General features: G+C 36.2%; 15 protein-coding genes. 7 read left to right on the top strand and 8 right to left on the bottom strand.

Features of this window, described 5'->3' with window-relative positions; genetic code table 11:
* Positions 1-78 precede the first annotated feature (78 nt).
* Positions 79-354 carry a hypothetical protein gene (locus tag M2448_RS09770; protein WP_280645973.1) on the bottom strand — a complete coding sequence of 92 codons (276 nt, stop codon included), beginning with the start codon at positions 352-354 and terminating at the stop codon, positions 79-81.
* A 924-nt stretch (positions 355-1278) separates the two neighbouring features.
* Here M2448_RS09770 and M2448_RS09765 point away from each other — a divergent pair.
* Complete coding sequence (locus M2448_RS09765) at positions 1279-1410, top strand: hypothetical protein (protein ID WP_280645972.1); 132 nt, start codon at positions 1279-1281, stop codon at positions 1408-1410.
* 223 nt (positions 1411-1633) lie between these two features.
* On the opposite strand, the gene M2448_RS09760 is transcribed toward M2448_RS09765, so the two are convergent.
* The 7 genes from M2448_RS09760 to M2448_RS09730 form a co-directional block, all read right to left on the bottom strand.
* Positions 1634-2854, bottom strand: a complete 1221-nt coding sequence (locus M2448_RS09760; RefSeq protein ID WP_280645971.1) for a site-specific integrase — start codon at positions 2852-2854, stop codon at positions 1634-1636.
* 566 nt (positions 2855-3420) lie between these two features.
* Positions 3421-4371 (bottom strand): BsuBI/PstI family type II restriction endonuclease, encoded by a 951-nt coding sequence (locus tag M2448_RS09755; RefSeq protein ID WP_280645970.1) that lies wholly within the window; start codon positions 4369-4371, stop codon positions 3421-3423.
* 1 nt (position 4372) lies between these two features.
* Positions 4373-5938 carry an Eco57I restriction-modification methylase domain-containing protein gene (locus M2448_RS09750; RefSeq protein WP_280645969.1) on the bottom strand — a complete coding sequence of 522 codons (1566 nt, stop codon included), beginning with the start codon at positions 5936-5938 and terminating at the stop codon, positions 4373-4375.
* Between the two features lie 266 nt (positions 5939-6204).
* Positions 6205-6843, bottom strand: coding sequence for a hypothetical protein (locus M2448_RS09745; RefSeq protein ID WP_280645968.1), 639 nt, complete (start codon positions 6841-6843; stop codon positions 6205-6207).
* Complete coding sequence (locus M2448_RS09740; protein WP_280645967.1) at positions 6836-7267, bottom strand: hypothetical protein; 432 nt, start codon at positions 7265-7267, stop codon at positions 6836-6838. The genes M2448_RS09745 and M2448_RS09740 overlap by 8 nt, the downstream gene beginning before the upstream one ends.
* A complete protein-coding gene (locus M2448_RS09735; RefSeq protein ID WP_280645966.1) occupies positions 7251-8126 on the bottom strand; it encodes a hypothetical protein in 876 nt (291 codons plus the stop codon). The genes M2448_RS09740 and M2448_RS09735 overlap by 17 nt, the downstream gene beginning before the upstream one ends.
* The gene (locus M2448_RS09730) at positions 8114-10405 is read right to left on the bottom strand and encodes a Piwi domain-containing protein (RefSeq protein ID WP_280645965.1); all 2292 of its coding nucleotides are present in this window, start codon (positions 10403-10405) and stop codon (positions 8114-8116) included. Before M2448_RS09730 ends, M2448_RS09735 begins: the two co-directional genes overlap by 13 nt.
* Positions 10406-10577: 172 nt before the next feature.
* Here M2448_RS09730 and M2448_RS09725 point away from each other — a divergent pair, with 172 nt between their 5' ends.
* From M2448_RS09725 to M2448_RS09700, 6 genes are all read left to right on the top strand, one after another.
* Positions 10578-10919, top strand: coding sequence for a helix-turn-helix domain-containing protein (locus M2448_RS09725; protein ID WP_280645964.1), 342 nt, complete (start codon positions 10578-10580; stop codon positions 10917-10919).
* Positions 10909-11220 carry a helix-turn-helix domain-containing protein gene (locus tag M2448_RS09720; RefSeq protein WP_280645963.1) on the top strand — a complete coding sequence of 104 codons (312 nt, stop codon included), beginning with the start codon at positions 10909-10911 and terminating at the stop codon, positions 11218-11220. Before M2448_RS09725 ends, M2448_RS09720 begins: the two co-directional genes overlap by 11 nt.
* Before the next feature lie 21 nt (positions 11221-11241).
* Positions 11242-12648 (top strand): DUF4099 domain-containing protein, encoded by a 1407-nt coding sequence (locus M2448_RS09715; protein WP_280645962.1) that lies wholly within the window; start codon positions 11242-11244, stop codon positions 12646-12648.
* A gap of 131 nt (positions 12649-12779) precedes the next feature.
* Positions 12780-14915, top strand: a complete 2136-nt coding sequence (topB, locus tag M2448_RS09710) for a type IA DNA topoisomerase (protein ID WP_280645961.1) — start codon at positions 12780-12782, stop codon at positions 14913-14915.
* A gap of 216 nt (positions 14916-15131) precedes the next feature.
* On the top strand, positions 15132-15551 hold the full coding sequence (locus tag M2448_RS09705) for a DUF1896 family protein (protein WP_280645977.1): 420 nt from the start codon (positions 15132-15134) through the stop codon (positions 15549-15551).
* Complete coding sequence (locus M2448_RS09700) at positions 15541-21090, top strand: helicase-related protein (RefSeq protein ID WP_280645960.1); 5550 nt, start codon at positions 15541-15543, stop codon at positions 21088-21090. The genes M2448_RS09705 and M2448_RS09700 overlap by 11 nt, the downstream gene beginning before the upstream one ends.
* Positions 21091-21186: the final 96 nt, after the last annotated feature.

The raw sequence follows: 21186 nt of genomic DNA, 5'->3' as shown, positions 1-21186 counted from the left end.
TATAAATTGAAATCGTCGCGCTCGAAAAATACCTGTAACTAACTAATTATCAAATAAATTAAAGAGATATTTGCGATTTTAATGGGACAGCAGTGAGATGAGTAATAGAATTAATGCGGTAATGATGATAAAGGAGAGTAGGGAAAGAATAACTTTCAATACAAACTTCACGACCTTGAATACAAGGCAGATTCCCATATAAGCAAATACACAACCTAAGACTACGGATGTGTTTATACTCAGATGAGTAACTACCCACGCACACAATGCAAACCCTGCCACCCACAAACCAAATTTTATGATGATTCCAGAGGCGAGGGAGTTTTGTTTCAATATGTTTTTCCCGTTTCTCATAACTATGACATTTTTTTTCATGCGTCATCCGTCAGGTCGGTCGTTTTTGTTTCATAGAGCAACAAAAGGTATTGTGTTTAAAGCAGGGATGTTTTTCCGTCAATAAATACGCTCGCCGAAGGAAAGAGGAAGATTTTTGCGGAAACCGACAGGCTCTGAACATACATGGTCTAAACACTATCATACCTTTGCTCTGATGAACAATAGACCGAACAAGGATGGCTCCCAGACAAACGTGGAATAGTTATGGAAGAAACGGGAAAGGGCATCGTTAGATAGTGGATAATATAAAAATATGCTATCACAGCATATCAATAGCAGTAGAAAGTTAAATATTCAAGTGTAGCCTGAAAGTAGCTACTCTTGGTTTATTATCCGAGACTGTTTCTGAAATGAAGTATAACAAAATGGAGGAAAGGGTCGCAGGATATTGAGAAAGCCAATTATATCATTTTCCTTTTGGAAATAAATAGAAATAGCGAAAAGATAAAAAATAATATTTGAGTTTTTAGTTGTACTTGACTCTTTTTAAAAGCGATATATATCTTTACTCTAATTATTTTTTTAAAATTATTATTGGAAATAATTCTGCATACATAAAGATACAAGTATTTTATAATGTGCTAGATACATTATAAAACAGATTCTTTTATTTTCAACAATGATGAAAAAATTTCTGAAATGGAATGTTAATTTATAAAATCGGATAGTAGTAATATGTGATTAAAATTTACTCCTAACATTGTCTAATCTACTAAAAAGAAAAAAGTTATTAACACTCCTGTTCAAAACTAAAACAATAACTACCAGATATTTGTAATATCTTTGTTTTAAGGTTATCAGAGGATAGCCTTATAAATAAAAAAGGAGTTAAAACTCTGACCTTTTAACTCCTAATTATTAACTCTTAATTTTTTCGAATTTATGGACGAGAAAATCTTTAAAGAGTCTCCTGATGAACAGGAATATGTTTTTACACCTTACGTTCCGCGTAATGGTAAACGTATTTATCATCCTAAAGGAGGCGTATTTAGATTTCTGAAGAAGAATATCTAAATTATCTAGACCCCACTTTATGTGGGGGTTTTTCTTTTAGGTATCAATAGTGATACAAAGTAAAGAATTTTTTTAGCCAATTCTAGAGTTGCCTGAGAATAATTCGTAAATAATTTATAAAATACATTGGATAAATGTTATCGACTTTTTTCTGGTTAAGGAGGAATCATAAGAGGCAGCCCACCTTGTCAAGTCTATTAATTTCTTTAGACTAATCATTTTTCTATGAGATTTTTTCTTTATCTTTCCTTTTATTCAGCTTCAATGCCAAATTCTCCATATCACTACTCAACTTTTGGTCTATTATCCTGGCATAAATTTGTGTTGTTCTTATATTTGTATGACCTAACATTTTGGAAACACTTTCGATAGAAACACCTTTGGTCAGCATTATCGTTCCGAAACTGTGCCTGCCACAGTGTGTTGTAAGTCTCTTATTTATACCGCATAACGCTGCAATTTCTTTCAAATATTCATTCATCTTTTGGTTCGTGTGCATTGGGAGAAGTTTTCCATTATTCAACCCTTTATACTTCTTAAGAATGGATAAGGGGACATCTAATAATGGGATATTTGCTTGAACGGAAGATTTCTGCCGAGTAAGTTGTATCCATTTCTGTCCGAAGCCATCTTCTATGATATTATCTTCTTTTAGATTAGCAGCGTCTATATATGCTAATCCGGTGAAAATTTGGAATAGAAATACATCCCGCACCTCTTCCAATCGGTTTGAGTTAAATTTCTTATTCATCAACTTCTTGATTTCAGGTTCAATCAGAAATTCTTTCTTTACAGGCTTATATCCAAGTTTATATTCGTCAAAAGGGTCTGTGGATATATACTTATTTTTCAAGGCGGTAGTTAATACTTTCTTTAAGTAACGCAGATGCTTTACAGATGAATTATGTCCGCAATTGCATGCAGATTTGAGATATATCTCATAATCAGAAATAAACTGATAATTAACTTCCCTCAAAGGCATATCTTTCTTGCTGTACTGGTGAAAAAGAAAATCTTCAATCCGTTTCCTTGTTGCCGTGTATTTTGACAGAGTGGTGCTTCGGATAGCCTTATCCACAAGATTACGCTTTTGTTCTACCAAACTGTCATACATTGATAATAACGTATATTTTTGAATATCTAAGCCGAGATATGCATCACGTAATCTCTTTGGAGTAACAAATCCATCTCTTTCGTAAATTTCATTATAATGACTTTTCAAGTCAGAACGAATTTTATCCAAAGCGTCATTTATTTCTTTGGCTTCTTTGGTTCTTCCTTCCGCTCGCCCGATTGGGTTCCAGATAGAGGGATTTACAAACAACTTTGGATTAAATTCAATAGATTCTCCGTCAATCGTAATACGGATTGCAATTGTTACTGAACCGTCTTTGTTTGGCCTTGTTTTCCTGATGTAGAACAGAACACGATAGGTACTTTTCATTTTTTCTCCTTTTAATTCGACAAAATTATAGTTTATCGTTAAAGGATTTATCGCCTTGAAAACGCCAAACTAGGTCTTTGTAAGACACTTGATTCCAGTTAGTTATTTGTCTATTCGTGTGCGAAAATTGAGGTTGTTTTTTACACACGGTTTGCACACAGCCCCACTGTCTTCTTATGTCTTTTATCGTCCTATTATGTCCACTATGTAAAAAGAAAAATCCCATTAATCTATTGATTAACAGGATTCTTGTCTCTTAATTGAAGTTTCTGTCTTTTGTTGACTTCCACCAATTTTATGTCTTGGTGGGCGTTGACGGACCTGTCCGAAAAACACCTATCTTATTCTAAATCATTAGATTTAATATTTCAAAAATCTTTATAGGTTACGATTTAGTTATGTTTTTTTGTCTCTAAATTGACATCCGCTTTTCAGCATATTGCCCTAAATCCGTATCCAACTTTTCAGCATTAAAATTACAGTATTTTTGCATGACTGACAAATATTTGACTTCAATATGTTTAGATATTATTATCCTCGTCAAAAATTTATTCTATCTAATAGAATTAGCGGGGTCCAATAAACCTATCCCCGTTAAAGTGAATCATATGATCAGGATTATCTGCTATCCAAACTTCTGTTTCCCATGCAATATCAGCAACATATTTTCTAAATTCAGCTTTATCAGGGAAAGCGGTAACATACACTTTTCCAATTTTACAATCACTTAAGAATTCTTCCATTTCAAGCACTCTTTTGGGAGAAACTGGTACGTGAGAAGTTACTACTTCTATCAGAAACAGCCACTCTTTATCCTTATCATAAATTACTATATCCGGTAATTTACTATGTTCAGTTATAGGTATGCCTATCTCTTCCAAAGTTTTAGAATCGACATACAAATCTTTTTTAGCTGTGTCTCCGATATAAAGAACTTTTGCCCCAGGTGAAAAACGTGGAGCGAACTCTTCTATCACAGCAGCCTGAATAACATTATGTTTTCCTGCAGATAGTTTATACTCTTCACCTTCAATGATTACAGGAATCATTTGCATTTCTCTCGCTTTATCATATATCTCACTTAACTTACCTACTGAACTTATAAAATTTGATAGTTTATCGTCCCATTCAGCAGACCCATAAGATTTGATTACTTCTAAGGCTTCTTTACCTATGGCATAGTGGGCTCTCGGACTATTCACAGGTAAATTAGGTATATCGGGATTATAATCAACTACTCTTGCCTGCACTAATTGGTGTAGTACCTGTCTGCGAAATGTTTCTCTTGTATTAGGAGCATAGGGTTGAGCTTTCTTGTAATTTTCATTCACAAAAGTCATTACACCTTTCGTTACACCCATGCTTTGTCTTATTGCATCAGACCATTTACTATCTTCTTTTATATCACATAAAGCAAGCAATGTTAATGCGGACATTTCATTTTGTTGGGCAACAGGTAATCCTAATGCTTTTAGTATTTCCTGAGCTTCATCCACTTTACTCACAAATAAATTCATACTATATTTTGAAAAAACTATTTACTATTTCGTTTACGTTTTCAATCGAGAAATCATTCTTTAAAATCAGTTGTTTCCCAATCTCTTTAATAATCTCTAAAGGAGGCATAGGCATTTCTCGCAATTCAGTAGCACTCACATTTACATTTCCGTTAAATGTTCTGAAGTAGGTATCGAACAGATCACTATCTAACAATGCAGATATACCCATCGTTTCAAACCTCTCTAAATGTCCTTTAGGTCGGTAAATGTAGTTCAATTTATTTTCAACACCAATAAAGTTAGCTTTAGATGTGCTACAAAAATAAGGTGCTGCAATTAATCGACTCTTATCGTCTTTTGAACTGAAACGTCGAAGAAAAACATAATTTTTATTGGGTAACAAGATGGCTCTGGATTCATGCGAGATTATCATGTATTGTTTCTTATCCTTTCGGTAGACGGGATGATCCACCAGCATTTTTATTACATTATGAAGCCAAAATAATGGTGCGTTATCCGTTTCAGGATTTTCAAGCAAAAACTCTTCTGAACGAAAAGCTACGACCGGCCCGGTAGATATTTGAATATCATATTTATTTAAACTTCCGGTCCATGTCTTAAATAGCTTAATAATCTCTTCCTCTTCAGTATTCACAGGTAAATGAATGATTTTTTCAACAGAATCCGTATCAATTAAATCTTTTAACGGATAAGATTTTTGTTTAGGGATGTCAAGATCATTAATACCTTGACTTGATGATATAATTATTGAATTATCTATGTTTGAAAAAGTTTTCTTTTTACCTTTTAGAATTAATGTTTCCTGTAATACATTATCTTTTGAAAAAGTATCTTTACGGGTATTGAATAAATGTATGAATGATACCTGGATATTATTTAAAAAGAAATTTCTGAAAAGCCTGAAATATCGTCCTGATGTAAAACTACGGGGTACTATAAAAATTAATTGCCCGTCATCATTTAGCAAGCAAGATGAGATAGCCATAAAAAGAGAATATATATTTGGCTGACCATTAATTATGGATTGTGAGACCTTTACTCTGATATCTTCTTTTGATAGCTTAAAATAGGGCGGATTAGATATTATTATATCGAATTTTTCAAGTTCATCCTGCATCATTCGGGGTTGTAAGTCAAGAGCCTGATAATTACTTAAAACAAAATCTTCGTTGTTTATGGTGTAAGATAATTCTGTTCCATTCTTTTTTAGTGTTTCTCTCAGATAATCTAATACTAGTTTTGTATATGGAAGCACAGAAATATCTATTTCATAAACTATCAGTTTTATATTTCTTATAGCATTATCTTTTGTGATATTCTCTATAAGGCTACATGAAAGCATCCCTATTCCACATCCAGGATCTAAAATAGATATTGATGATTTATTTACATAGATTTGCTTACCCATAAAATCTGCGATTTCAATGGGAGTAAAGAATTGACCTTTTTCTTTTTTTGAGTTTTTAGATATAGTTGAAATATATAACCTCCCAAGCTTATCAGCATAGGACGAAGGCCTCTCTTTTACAAGAGGATTAATGATTTCTTGGTTATTTTCAGCCATATTGCAAAGGTAATTATTTGCTTGTAATTAATCTTATAAATAAACACTTTACATAGACAGCATTGATTTTATTTAAAACTTTAGTCATTTGTGTAAATCCCTTTTTTTTACATAATCCTATCATATAATAAGTTGATAGATTTGTGAACTGTTCCAAAATTACAGATAGTTGAGCCATATTGATTTTCTGACTCAATTTAATTCATTAGACTTGTATCGGTAGAATTGTATATTTTCTTAATAGCATCAGATTTGGACTTTCCTCCTTAAGATGTTGGTACATTGGTGTTTATTAAGTGAGTCTGAGAATTCATTGGATGAAATTCAGGAACATAAGCATAAAATTGCCCATCAAAATAACCATGAACAATATTTGGAAAAAGTTCTTTGTCAATCGGATATTTGGCTTGAGGATTATGAAACATTGATAATCCTTGTTCCCATGTTTCTTTTGGACCATTTATTCCAACAATATAATTAAACTCATGAGGTGAACTTGCGTTTAATTCGTGGGAATAACATACACCGACTCTTTGCATGATAACATCTTCTGAGCCATACCCTCTTAATTTCCCCATTCTACTAAACTTGGCTGTTGTTCCAGAATTACTAAATATTACAGCACTTATATTTGAAGCTTCTGGAAGATTAAAGAATCCAGCAGGGATTGATTTTCCTTTATGAGTAATTATTTCACTTTTATGTGTATTGATAATTAGTTCTCCTTTTTCGTCATGATACCAATCTTGATCTATTCCGTAGAGATAATTGGGTAGCATACTATCTGTAATCATTAAAGAAAGAGCATGATGAAAAGGTTCAATGGCTAAAATAAGTGGATATCCTTTAACCCACTCATTTTCCCAATATCTTTTATTTAATTTAGAAAATAGGGAGTTAGCCATTCTTCATTAAAGAGAACTCAGCTAAATCATTCATCATATTCAACCATTTTTCGTCATCATGGAGTGTATTCTTAATAATTTCTAATTTGTCTTCAATCGGTTTATTATTGCTATTCTTTGAAATAGTAGCTTCTACAAATAATTTCACACTTCCTTTTTCTATTTCAAAATCTGGATAATCATATTTACCCTTAATTTCAAAACCTAAGTTAAGAAAAACAGCGGTCAAATATAATTCCCATACCCGAGCATCAAAGCCATGTGTCTGAAATTGTTCTAAGAAGTTTTTATCAATTTGTTTTGTAGAATTAAAAATCTCATTCAACATTCTTCGTGCAGCTTCGTGTGATGAACTATCTTTAACTATTCGGTAATCTTCCGATAATTTCTCTTCAGGAACAATATTTTTAAATAGATCTTTCATTATCTAATAATCCTTTTGGATAACCAAGAAGTTGAGCAATAATTTTATAGGTAAACTTACTAAATGGAGCAATAAAATTTCCAACAATACTAAATCCTAATACACCAAAAATTGGATCAAATTTATTGAAAAAATCATTTATAGAAGGAACTAAAGAAATTAATTGAACCACACCTAGTAATAACATTAGAAAAACGCCAGTTTGTACTATCCAAGATAGATATTTGATTCTATGGAGAAATTTTTTCTGAAATAAGAATAATAAGTGAGAATATTCTTTTTGCTCAATAATTAAATTATATGCTCTCAATGAGCATAGAGTATAAAAATCATTTTTATCGTTGAATATCTGTTCTGTATTATTTGATATATGTTGATAAGTATTTGTTAATAATTCATTTGTCAAATTTTCATTTTTGTTTAAATACAGATATATCAATATAATTTCTTTTAAGTTACTTTTACTGAGATAATCCTCATTTAATATATTCTCAAAAGTTATAGTTATTGGGGTTTTATTTCGTATAGATAATACATTCTGCATCCAAGTTTTATCAATATTAAATTTGATTATACCAAGCAATAAGCTAAAAATAAAAAAATCATTATTAACGAAAGGTGGAGGAGATTCTTTATTGGGGTTACTCTTTCTTTTTATATTATAATATTCTTCAAATAGAGATTTGTTGTTAGTTTGGAATGCAATAAGAGTATTAAAATATATTTTGTCAACTTCATTCAAATCAGTTGTATTAGGGACACTAATACTTTCCCCTAATAATAAATTGTTAAAAGCAATCAATATAGGAGATTCGCTTATTCTTGAAATAATATCTAACCGCCTTTCTATAGGAACCATTTTTTTCGTTTTAATCCATAATTTAAACTATCAGGGTCCCAACCTTGTACTTTTCTCATTTTTCCAAGTAATTTTGAGATTAGGTTAGAATATAACATAGTTGCAGGTTGTTCGCCAGGAAGAAAACTTCTCCATGATAAATATGTAAATGAAAAAATTTGTTGTGTAATATAATTCAAATCATAAAATAACAAATCTTTAATGCTGTTATCATCATACTTTCCTTGTGGGGTCCTAATCTTTATTTGGAGAGGGCTACTCATTCCGTGTTTCGTTGTTTTCAACTCATTTGCGCCAAACATTTGTACAACACAAGTTTCATCATCTAAAAATACATTGCTGCCTCTATTCGGTATGTATTCTCCTTTTACAATCGAACTACCATACTTCTTAATTCCAGGTTGGTTTTTATCAAAAAGTAAATACGGATGAGATTTACTTATTGTAACAAATGCAAATTTTATTTTATATTCTGGTATATCTTTTATCAGCTGACTTATTACATCAAATTCAGTATTTTTTATTGGTTTGAATATGTGGAAAATCAATCTGACAGTATCTCCTTCAGACCATCCATGTTCATTCGATAATCGTTTTATTGAATTCTTTAAGCTTTTGAGTAATTCATTAAAATAATCATCAAAAGGAACATCTTTAACTTTGTCGCCTAAAAGATATTGTCCGTCACTTGATAAAAAAGTTGTTATTCCAACTATTCGTTCCTGATTTCCTCCACTAAATTGATTTTGTCTAATTTTACTATGTCCTATACCTATTATAATCTCTCTGTCAACAGAGCGACTTGATGGTAGAACCCAAGGAGTTCCCCCTATTTTTGCATAAATTTGAAGGGCGATGGAATTTAATATATACTGATCGTAATTATTAATTATCCTTGATGTTACATACTGTACCGGTATTTCAAGTGCTAATAATTTTGCTTTTATTTTATAATATGGATTCTGGTCATCCGATAGTCTTTTAAAAGAATCAGGTATCTCAATAATAGCCAAATCAGGTTTATATTCATCATTATCTTTTATAATTTTAAAATATTCCTCAACATTATATTCTTGTATTTCTTGAATGTCAAAGTTGATCTCATGTAGATCATATTTTTTTAGAAGTCCGTTCTTGAAATAATTTGAATTGGGTATTCCCAAATGTAAACTGGAAAGAAAATTTGAAAATGAGCCGCGATTAGCCCGATGGCAAATACTTAAAACGGAAGGTGTTTTTGGTGCAAAATTAGGACTGTCATAAGGTCCAAAATTACTTAAACCAATATCTGCATTCGTATTATTAGTCTTTGTCCCTGCATAATCATAAATAAATGTAGGAGTTTTTAATTCAATTGAATTATTAACGGTTAGAGGCTTTTCGTCCACAGTAAAACAAAATCCATCCTTATTCTGGAATAATACAGATTCACCTTTTATTGAGAATATGTATTTTGCAATGCTTATTATTGCCTCATAATGTTTCTTAGTGTTATATACCTCTGAACGTCTTGATTCAATTATATTTAAAATTGAATCACTTATTTGCTGAGAGGTCGCAAATGAGAGGTAATTTCCTATATTAAACTTGGTTTTTCTAATATATAACTCTTTCAATGGGTATATTTCTACACCATTGTTTGTCCTAACCTTTGCAGAATAACCTTTTATCTCAATTATTTCCCCAATAAAATCTTCATTCGGAGCAAGAATATCTTGCAGTCCAGGTAAAATTTCCGTGTGTAAAACTTCAACCCCAATCAAATTATATCCTTCTTCGTTTAAATCTAGGCAACTTAAGTTAAAAATCCAATTACGTCTGATATTGATTACGAAACCGAATCGCTCAATACCTTTATTTTTAATATGTCTCAATTGAATTTCTATCAATTTCTTGTACGCTATTTTATTTTTTAATTTATCAGGAAGATCCTGATAGATAATATCATCTTTTAACTGTTCAGAAAAAAAACGAAAAGGATAAAAATCAATAGGTGTATACTTCGGAAATCTTTCCTTAAAGGTTCTAAAAAATATATGTTTGATAAGTGACGATGTTACTTCGGCATCATTAAAAACATGTCTTTCATCAGATGTTCCCAATTGCAGATTCTCATCGCCTTCTTTATTAGAAATATAGATATAATCATCATTGCGAAAAAAAGAATGTGTAGAGTTATATAAAGCTCTAAGTTCTTTAAGTCGTTCTTCAGTATAACCTTCAATATTAATCTGATATTTATCAAATTCAATATTTATAGGGAAAAAATTTAGTTCCATTTTATATGTGTCAATTTGCTATTATCCAAAGGTATAATATTGTTTTTAACATTCCAACGATAAAAGCTATCAATATTTTTATTCAAATCATTTTTATCCACCCCGTATAAGACTGGTATAATCTCCTATTTAACATATCTGAAATTTGCCCTCGAACCAATAAAAATCAGATATGGAAGTAATAACATTCGAGAGCGATGCCTTCAAACAATTAGAAAAGAAGATTGACCGCATCGCAGGATTTGTAACGAACATTGAAGCGACCCCAAAGAACAAAGACCCCGATTGGAGCAGTGTCCGATTAGAATCAGAAGAAATCTGCGATATTCTGGACATCAGTTCCCGCACTTTACAACGAATCCGCAAAGAAGGGAGACTTTTCTACTACATCGAAAAGGGAAAATGCATCTATAAATTCGAAGATGTCGAACAGCTTGTAAAAGAAAAGATTTTCCCTACCCACATCAAGTCTTATCAGGAATTCCGAAAAGCGTATCTGGAATATGTCAAATGAAGAATTCGAACAATGGATGAATAGGCTATGGACGAAAATAGAAAGTATGGAAAAACGAATAGACCGAATACTGGATCGTCAGAATGTCCTGAATGGAGAAATACTACTCGACAATCAGGACCTCTGCTTCCAACTCAAAGTCAGTAAGCGAAGCCTTCAACGTTACCGCAGCGAGGGTAAGCTCAAATACAAACAGATTGAACAAAAGACCTATTACTACAAGTCCGATGTCGAAGTGTTTCTCCGGAAATATATGCAGGAGATAGATAAAGACAGAGAAGAAAACACCTCAGAAGAATAATCACTAATTATCCAATTTATTATGAACGAAAAATTAAAAGACAGCGATGTCCTGTTAGTATGCGAAAAGGACAGCAATAAACTGAATATTGTTTCAGGAATGAATGAAGACGGCACACCGAAGACCGTTAAACCTGAGCAAAAGAATGAACCGGAGTTTCTGAAAATAGACAAGCACAGCGATGCTTTGGAGAATTTTATGTCCAATTTCCTCCGCCAATGCAAAGAACCAACACATTTCCATTTCTTCAAAGTGCCACTCAATGCACTTGAAAATGTTGTAAACGTATTAGAAACAATGCTCAAAGATCCAGAGAACCCTTCCAATAAAAAGTTCCTAAATGAACACAGGGTATTACCCGAAGAATTTGCCAAGAAACAATATCAGGCAATCGATGAATCCCGTATCGACTGGTCCCAATTTGAAAAACTGGGTGTAACCAAAGAAATGTTGGAGCAGACCAAGAGCATGGATAAAATGCTCAACTGGCAAAAATCTCCCGGACTCATACCTATTAAAGTTGAAATCGACGGGATGACTATCCGAACCGATGCCCGCCTCTCACTTCGGGAAACAGCAGAAGGTAATTTAACTGTGGCCATTCATGCCCTGCGGAAAGAACCCGAACTGGACAGGCCGTTTTACGGAACACGTCTGAATGAAGATGACAAACAAAACCTCCGACAGACAGGGCATGCAGGGCGGTTGGTTGAGATAGAACCCGTCAAAGGTGAAAAGATGAAAGCTTTTGTGTCAATAGACAAAATGACCAACGAACTCGTTGCCGTTCGTGCCGACAGGATAAAGATACCGAATGAAATCAAAGGAGTTGCTTTAAATGAACAACAAAAGAAAGATTTATCAGAAGGAAAAGGAGTCTATATCGGAGGAATGACAGGTAAGAACGGAAAAGAATTCAATGCTACCGTACAAATTAATGCGGATCGTAGAGGCTTGGAATTCAAATTCGACAATGCCAATAAACTGTCCCAAGACCAGCAGCAATCGAATGCGAATAAACAGGACCAGTCCCAGCCGCAGGAAAAGAAGTTCCGTATTCCGACTAAGTTGCTGGGTGTCGAATTATCCCAGGAACAACAGGATAAATTAAAAGAGAACAAAACCATCTATGTAACAGGTATGCTCGATAAAAAAGGAGAAACCTTCAATGCCTATATCAAAGTAAATACAGAAAAAGAAAAACTCGACTTTTTCAAATGGAATCCGGATAAAGCACAAAAGGTTACTCCCGACAACAACAGTAAGACTCAGGTTGCTGTCAACTCCGAAGGCAAAACCAATGAAGCAACCAAGAAGAATGAAGAACCTCTCAAACAGGGACAAACTCAGCCTTCTGAAAAACAACAGGAGAAGCAGGAAGAGAAAAAAGAGCAACAACAGACCAAATCACGAGGAGTAAAAATGTAGTTCCCTCTATTTCAGGCTAATTATCCAATATTTAGAGCAGCGAGAGCAGAGTCAAACCCTGTTTGAACTATGCCGAGTCGCGATAAATATCTTATTCAATAAAATTTATCCATTCTAACAAAAAAACAAATATGAAAACAGCTATAATAGCCGAAAAACTCAGCGTAGCCCGTGAAATAGCGGCTATTGTCGGAGCAAATGATAAAAAAGATGGTTACCTGTATGGTAACAGCTATCTTGTAACATGGGCACTGGGACATCTTGTAGGGCTATCCATGCCTGAAGGTTACGGATTCAAAGGATTCAAACGGGAGAACCTTCCGATTATTCCCGAAATATTTACACTTCAACCTCGGCAAATAAGAGGGGAAAAAGGTTATAGAGCTGATCCCGGAGCATTAAAACAGCTTAAAGTTGTAAAGAATGTCTTTGATGAATGTGATAAGATTATTGTTGCCACCGATGCCGGACGCGAAGGGGAGCTTATCTTTAGGTATATCTATTCTTATTTAGAGTGTAGAAAACCTTTTGACCGTCTGTGGATAAGTTCTTTGACTGAAAAGGCTATTCGTGAGGGATTAAAGAACCTGAAAGCAGGAACCGATTATGATAATCTGTACAAATCAGCCAAATCCCGGAGTGAAGCCGATTGGCTTGTCGGTATCAACGCCAGCCAGGCATTAAGTATTACTGTTGGGGAAGGTATTTATTCGTTGGGACGGGTACAGACACCGACATTAGCCATGATATGTTCCCGCTATAAGGAAAACAAACAATTCGTGCCTCAGACCTACTGGCAACTGGCATTAGGAATAGATAAAGACAATATCACATTTAAAGCTTATTCTAAAGACAAGTTTGATAAAAAAGAAGAAGCGGACAGGCTCTATGAATTACTGAAAAGTAATCCACAGGCAGAGGTAAAATCGGTTGAACGAAAAAATGTAACAGAAGAAGCTCCCCTGTTCTTTGACCTGACAGGCTTACAAAAGAAAGCCAACCGGTTATATGGGTTCTCGGCAGACAAATCATTAAGTCTTGCTCAGACTCTTTATGAAAAGAAGCTGATTACCTATCCCCGGACAGGTAGCCATTATATCTCTGAAGATGTGTTTGAGCAAATACCCGAATTACTCAGATGCCTGAAGATACATCCTCTATTTGTAGACCATGTAACCGGACTCCAAAAAGGCAACCTGAATAAGCAGGGAGTAAATGATAAGAAAGTTACAGACCATCATGCCCTGCTTATTACGGAAAACTATGCCCACGATATAGTAAAAGACGAACGTAAAATATATGACCTGATTGCAGGACGTATGCTGGAAGCCATTTCTCCAAAATGCAGTAAGGAACAGGTGAGAATTGCGTTTGTATCAAATAATTTGGAATTCGAAGTTAAAGGTTCTGTTATTATCAAAGCGGGATGGCGGGCTATCCTTTCTGAACAACCGGCAAAAGATAATGGTGAAAAACATACGGATGGAGAAGAAAACACATCAGTCCGTCTCCCTGCATTTAATGAAGGAGATACTATTCAATCCACTTCAAGTGTACTAATTGAGAAACAAACCAAGCCAAAACCACTTTATACTGAAAGTTCCTTATTGACGGCAATGGAAAATGCAGGCAAAGAACTGGATGATGAAGCACAACGAAAGGCCATGAAAGATTGCGGTTTGGGAACACCTGCTACCCGTGCATCCATAATCGAAACACTGATAACAAGAGGATATATCTTCCGTAAAGAAAAATCCCTTGTACCGACAGAGAAAGGACTGGCTATCTATGGAATTGTCAAATCGATGAAAATTGCTGATGTGGAAATGACAGGAATGTGGGAGGAAACACTGGCGAAAATAGAAAGAGGCGAGTTTGATGCAGATACCTTTATGAAGAGTATCAGTGTCTATACCTCTCAGGTAACGGGAGAATTGCTATCATCCAATATCGTATTCCGGGAAAAACAATCGGGAATATCCTGTCCGAAATGTAAAGAAGGAAATATCCGAATCTATCCGATGGTTGCCCGATGTAAGAATGAAAACTGCGATTTTGTACTTTTCAGGAACAAATCAGGGAAAACACTCAATGATACCCAGGTTGCCGAACTATGTAAAGGACAAAAGATCGGACCAATAAAAGGATTCAAAAGCAAGACCGGAAAAGACTTCGATGCTTCACTTGTTTTAGATGAAGAGTATAATGTAAAATTCATCTTTGCTGACAATAAGCAAAAAGGCAATAAATCCAAGAAAAAGCAATAACAAAGGGCCTGTGACTCCAAAACAAACGGCACTTGGGTATCCCTCCCAAGTGCCTAGCTAATTATCCAAGTTATCCGGTCTAACCCGATATGCCTCCCGACATATATCCGAAAACGGAGTAAATAACCTGAATAAACAAAGGTAGGCATAATTCCAATTCTCCAACAATCAAAAAATATAATTATGAAACGAAATAAGAATCAGAATAACAATCCAATGGAACTATCCTATTACAGACTAACCTTGCTTTCCTTTCTGAAAGAAAGCCATCCGCACCTGGCATCAGATAACAACTTCATTAAAAACAGAACAGACGAAGCATCCGAAGCCTATTCCAATGCCATAAAAGAAGGATTATCACAGACTGAAGCAGAAGAATTGGCAAACCTGACATTATTTAAAGGACTTCTATTCTCCAAGCATGATACTATTGTCAATGTGTTGTGGAACGAATTTTCTGATATTGTTCCACAAAGCGAAGCTAAAGATTATGCTGTCCGCATTTTATCCCAATGCGAGTTCCTGTTCCTGCAATATCCACTTTCCGATGAGTTCGCCTATTCTCCCGAATATGATGAACTCTATACCGAACTGACAGGATTCATTGACTTATGGCTGGAAGAAAATGAGCTTTAATAAAAAGGTTCATCTTCGGGCCAACATCGAAGCCATCCGTACTGTCCTTGCTCTCGAAAGGGAGCAACGGACAGCTACCGATAATGAAAAAAAGATAATGCAGGGCTATTCAGGATTCGGAGGACTTAAATGCGTTCTCAATCCTGCAACCTCTCTAGCTGATACATCCCAATGGGTTAAATCTGAACTGGAACTGTTTCCACTGGTAGCTGAATTACATCGGGTTATTAAGGATAATACTTCATCTGAAAAAGAATACAAGCAATACTTCAACAGCATCAAGAATTCTGTACTCACAGCTTTCTATACACCACCCGAAGCTGTACAAGCTATTACCGACGCGATTAAAGATAGCGGTATAGAAATAAGCCGTTTTCTTGATCCCTCAGCAGGTATGGGCGAGTTTTCCCGTGCCTTTGGTGGTACTAGTGAACGTATCAGTTTTGAAAAAGATATATTGACAGGAAAACTGTTATCCCATCTTCAACCTGACGATAAAGTAAAAATCGAAGGCTTTGAAACTATAGAGAACAGGTACAACAATTATTTCGATGTTGTTTCTTCTAATATACCATTCGGAGAAATGAGCGTATTTGATTCTGCTTTTATGAAGCAGGATGCCTTACATCGTGACTCTACACGGGCCATACATAACTATTTCTTTGTAAAAGGAGTAGAATCTCTTCGTGAAGGCGGTATTATGGCTTTTATAACATCTCAGGGAGTGATGAACTCTCCCAATAATGAACCTGTACGTCAATGGCTGATGGAAAATACAAACCTTGTATCGGCTATCCGACTACCCAATAACCTTTTTACCGACTATGCAGGAACAGAAGTTGGAAGTGACCTGATTTTATTGCAAAAAAATACAGCTAAAGACAAACTTCTGAATATCTGGGAGGAATACTTTATTAGCAGCTCGAAGTCAGAGGAAACGGAAATCTACAACAATGATTATTTCTATAATCTGAGCCGTGTCGTACAGACAAAAGAGTTCATAGATACCGATCCTTACGGCAAGCCTGCCCGGGTATTTATCCATGAGGGGAGTATGGAAGAAATCGCCGACTATATGGGGCAGATGCTCAAAAGTGATTTGAAGTTCAACCTCGATACTGAATTGTATAAGAAACATCGGATTAGCAATACTCAAAAGCAAACGGAGCCAAAAGTTGTCATTCCGCAATTTAACCGGCAGGAAGGAACAGAAAGACAAGAAGTAAAAGTAAGGACTTCTTATCAGGCCTTAGAGGTCAATGTTTCCGAGCCTGTAATGAGTTTATACGATTTGTTCGGTTTTACACAGGAAGAACGGACACAGGTAAAACCTGTCAGAAATAGAAAAAAAGCATCTGCATTGAAAGGAAAACCTGTACAGCTTAGCATGTTTTCTAAAGACAGCCCCCTAAATACCCCACTTCCTGTTCCTCCCCCTCGGGGAGGTCAGGAGGGGCTTTACCCCATAGAAGATGCCCGAATAGCCGAACAACAGGAAAGGCTTCGTGAGGAACAACGACAGGAAGAACGCAAACGCTCTTTTGAGCCACGTCCTTATTCCGGCGAACTGTTTGAGTTTCACAAAAGAGACTCTCTTGTAGAAGATAAGGGACAGGTTGGTTTCCTGAAAGAACGTTATCGGGATGATGCCGAATTTCAGGCACTGGACATATCCTTTGACCAACGTTCAAAGATTAGTCGCTATATAGAGATTCGGGATACCTACCATGCCCTCTATAACCACGAGGCCAAGCATTTGACCGAACACACCTCATTGCGCAGCAACCTGAACCTGTGTTATGACAAGTTTGTCCGTAGATATGGCTATCTGAATGACAAAAAGAATTTAGATATCATCAAGATGGATGCCGGAGGCAGGGAGATTCTCGCACTTGAAAGAAAAGCCCCCCTTAGTCCCCCCGAAGTGGGGAAACAGAGTCTCCCCTTTGGGGAGGTTGGAGGAGCTTTCATTAAAGCCGATATCTTCTCCATACCTGTTGCTTTTAACCCCAACGAGATTTCCGTTGCTAATACTTCAGACGAAGCCCTTATCGCATCATTGAATAAATATGGTGAAGTGGATATCGATTATATGCTCTCCCTGATGGAAGGAAAAGACAGGGATGAAGTCATTTCCGAATTGCAAGGACGGATTTACTTTAACCCATTGGTGCAAAACTATGAAGTCAGGGACAGGTTTATCGCAGGCAATGTGATTGAAAAGTCAGAAGCCTTAGAACGATATGTACTGAACCATCCTGATGATATTCCCTCGCAAGCATCACTGAAAGCCTTGCAGGAGGCTATACCGCAACCGATCAGATATGAAGAACTGGATTTCAATTTCGGGGAAAGGTGGATTGGTACGACTGTGTATGAGGATTACATGAGCAAACTCTTTGAAACGGATGTCGATATATCTTATTACGCATCCCGTGATGATTTTACCGTCAAAGCGGACAGAAGCAATATGATTATCAATGAAAAGTTTGCTGTACAGGGAGAAAGTAAACTCTATACAGGCATTCACTTACTCAAACACGCCCTGCTCAATACCACACCCAATATCACTAAAACTATCAAGGTAACAGACCCTGAAACGGGAGAAGACAAGAATGTAAAAGTACCCGACGGGCAAGCCATACAGATGGCAAATGCCAAAATAGATGAAATCCGAAACGGCTTTACCGATTGGTTAGATGGGCAATCGCCTGAATTTAAAAATGAACTGGCAGATAAATACAACCGCAAGTTCAACTGCTTTGTCCGTCCCCAATACGACGGCTCACACCAAACATTTCCCGGATTGGATTTGAGGGGCTTGGGTATTCCCGATTTATACCAATCGCAAAAGGATTGCATCTGGATGATTAAGCAGAATGGCGGGGGCATTGGCGACCACGAGGTGGGAACGGGCAAGACGCTGATCATGTGCTGTGCCGCCTATGAAATGAAACGATTGGGGCAGGCCAACAAACCGATGATTATCGGTCTGAAAGCAAATGTACATGAGATAGCTTCTACCTTCCGCACAGCCTATCCCAATGCCAGAATACTCTATCCGGGTAAGGAAGACTTTACGCTACAGAAAAGAGTAAAGATATTTAATGAAATAAAGAATAACAGCTGGGATGCTGTAATCCTGACCCATGACCAGTTCGGCAAGATACCCCAATCGCCGGAAATGCAGCAGCAGATATTCCAATCCGAATTAGAGTCCGTAGAGGAAAACCTGAATGTCCTGAGAGAGCAGGGAAAAGAAATCTCTAAAAGGATGCTTCGGGGATTGGAAATACGGAAGCAAAATTTAGAAGTAAAGCTGAGTAATCTGGCTGATACCATTAAAAACCGTACCGATGATGTAGTGGATTTTAAGATGATGGGCATAGACCATTTGTTCATAGACGAGTCGCACCAGTTCAAGAACCTTGCCTTTACCACCCGCCACGACCGAGTGGCAGGCTTAGGTAATCCCGAAGGAAGCCAGCGGGCCATGAATATGCTCTTTGCCATCCGCACCATACAGGATAGAAGGGATAAGGATCTGGGAGCGACATTCCTGTCGGGTACAACCATATCCAATTCATTGACGGAATTATACATCCTGTTCAAATACCTGCGCCCGAAAGAACTGGAAAAGCAGGGCATCAACTCCTTTGACGCATGGGCAGCTGTCTTTGCCAAGAAGACAACAGACTATGAGTTTTCGGTAACTAATCAGATAGTGCAGAAAGAACGCTTCCGATACTTTATCAAAGTGCCTGAACTGGCATCCTTCTATTCGGAGATAACAGACTTCCGTACGGCAAAGGATATAGGTATAGACAGACCCGAAAAGAATGAGGTATTATACAATATCCCACCTACACCACAGCAGGAAATCTTTATCGGAAAACTGATGAAGTTTGCTGAAACGGGAGATGCCACAATATTGGGCAGAGAACCATTATCTCGAAGTGAAGAGAAAGCAAAGATGCTGATAGCAACAGACTATGCCCGAAAGATGTCTTTGGATATGCGTATGATAGATATGTCTTACGGAGACCATGTGGATAACAAAGCATCCCATTGTGCAGCAAAAATCGCTGAATACTATAACAAATATGATTTTCAAAAAGGAACTCAGTTTGTCTTTTCCGATTTAGGAACCTATAAACCCAATGAATGGAATCCATATTCAGAGATAAAGAGAAAATTGATAGAAGATCATGGTATCCCTGCCCATGAGATACGCTTTATACAGGAAGCCAAGACCGATAATGCGAGAAAGACCATGATAGAAGCCATGAACGCAGGGCGTATCCGTGTATTGTTCGGTTCGACTTCTATGCTGGGAACAGGAGTCAATGCACAAAGGCGGGCTGTGGCTATCCATCATTTAGATACGCCGTGGCGACCAAGCGACCTGAACCAAAGGGACGGTAGGGCAATCCGCAAAGGCAATGAAATAGCCAAGTTGTATGCGGATAATAAGGTGGATGTCCTGATATATGCCGTAGAAAAATCATTGGACAGTTATAAATTCAACTTGCTTCAAAACAAACAGCTATTTATCAACCAGCTCAAAACAAATAATATGGCTACCCGAACCATTGACGAAGGTAGTTTGGACGAAGGTTCGGGCATGAACTTTTCGGAGTACGTGGCTATACTTTCAGGCAATACCGACCTGCTGGAAAAAGCTAAATTAGAAAAAAAGATCGCTTCTTTGGAGAGCGAACGCCAGGCATTTAACCGCAGTAAATCTTCTGCTATCTATAAGTTTGAGGATATTACGCGAACTGTGGACAGTAACTCTGAAATGATTAGCCGGATGACCAAAGATCTGACGGTATTCAATGAGAAACTTCAAGTAGATAGGGAAGGGAATAAGCTGAATCCAATAAAACTGGATAATCTCGACAGTACCGACCCAAAAGCTATTGGAGATAAGTTGAATCAGCTGGCGAATAACGCCAGAACCAATGGCGAATATTTTAAAATCGGGGAATTATATGGCTTTAAAATTCTTGTTAAGACTGAGGATAGCCAAAAAGAAGGCTCCATGTTCAAGGACAATCGTTTCTTTATCGAGGGAGAGGGGAATATTAAATACTCCTATAACAACGGGCATATTGCTACCGATCCGATATTGGCTTCAACTAATTTTCTGAAAGCTTTGGATCGAATACCTGCTTTGATTGATAAATACCAATCGGATAATCAAAAGCTGGAAAAGGATTTACCTGTATTGAAAGAGGTAATGACGGCTACATGGAAGAAAGAACCGGAACTGAAGGATTTGAAATCACAGTTGGATTTATTAAGCCGGCAGATAAATCTGAGTTTGGAGAATAAGAATCAGGAACTAAAAACCAATACAACAATCCCTGAAAGGAAACCAGAATTGTCTGCTTTAAAAATGAATAGTGAAGAACCTGATAGACATTCAGGAAAAATATTATCTATCAAAGATATAATAGATGCTAATCCTGATAGGATAATTATGGCAAAGCCTGATACTGGGAATCAAAATAAATCAAGAGGTATAAAAATATAATTATAAAATTAATTTTCAGAAAAGTATTAACATTTAGTTATATAGTATAATTGTTTGTCAATTAGTGTGTTTAGGTTTGCATTATACTAATTTTAA

The sequence above is a fragment of the Dysgonomonas sp. PF1-14 genome (assembly GCF_029892965.1).
GTDB lineage: Bacteria > Bacteroidota > Bacteroidia > Bacteroidales > Dysgonomonadaceae > Dysgonomonas.
This window is presented reverse-complemented; position numbering and strand designations above follow the sequence as displayed.

Excerpts from the sequence above, each read along its gene's own strand:
- M2448_RS09760 (WP_280645971.1), bottom strand. The coding sequence starts at position 2,854 with ATGAAAAGTACCTATCGTGTTCTGTTCTACATCAGGAAAACAAGGCCA.
- M2448_RS09755 (WP_280645970.1), bottom strand. The coding sequence starts at position 4,371 with ATGAATTTATTTGTGAGTAAAGTGGATGAAGCTCAGGAAATACTAAAA.
- M2448_RS09730 (WP_280645965.1), bottom strand. The coding sequence starts at position 10,405 with ATGGAACTAAATTTTTTCCCTATAAATATTGAATTTGATAAATATCAG.
- M2448_RS09740 (WP_280645967.1), bottom strand. The coding sequence starts at position 7,267 with ATGAAAGATCTATTTAAAAATATTGTTCCTGAAGAGAAATTATCGGAA.
- M2448_RS09705 (WP_280645977.1), top strand. The coding sequence starts at position 15,132 with ATGGAACTATCCTATTACAGACTAACCTTGCTTTCCTTTCTGAAAGAA.
- M2448_RS09715 (WP_280645962.1), top strand. The coding sequence starts at position 11,242 with ATGAACGAAAAATTAAAAGACAGCGATGTCCTGTTAGTATGCGAAAAG.
- M2448_RS09745 (WP_280645968.1), bottom strand. The coding sequence starts at position 6,843 with ATGGCTAACTCCCTATTTTCTAAATTAAATAAAAGATATTGGGAAAAT.
- topB (WP_280645961.1), top strand. The coding sequence starts at position 12,780 with ATGAAAACAGCTATAATAGCCGAAAAACTCAGCGTAGCCCGTGAAATA.
- M2448_RS09735 (WP_280645966.1), bottom strand. The coding sequence starts at position 8,126 with ATGGTTCCTATAGAAAGGCGGTTAGATATTATTTCAAGAATAAGCGAA.
- M2448_RS09725 (WP_280645964.1), top strand. The coding sequence starts at position 10,578 with ATGGAAGTAATAACATTCGAGAGCGATGCCTTCAAACAATTAGAAAAG.
- M2448_RS09720 (WP_280645963.1), top strand. The coding sequence starts at position 10,909 with ATGTCAAATGAAGAATTCGAACAATGGATGAATAGGCTATGGACGAAA.
- M2448_RS09765 (WP_280645972.1), top strand. The coding sequence starts at position 1,279 with ATGGACGAGAAAATCTTTAAAGAGTCTCCTGATGAACAGGAATATGTT.
- M2448_RS09700 (WP_280645960.1), top strand. The coding sequence starts at position 15,541 with ATGAGCTTTAATAAAAAGGTTCATCTTCGGGCCAACATCGAAGCCATC.
- M2448_RS09750 (WP_280645969.1), bottom strand. The coding sequence starts at position 5,938 with ATGGCTGAAAATAACCAAGAAATCATTAATCCTCTTGTAAAAGAGAGG.
- M2448_RS09770 (WP_280645973.1), bottom strand. The coding sequence starts at position 354 with ATGAGAAACGGGAAAAACATATTGAAACAAAACTCCCTCGCCTCTGGA.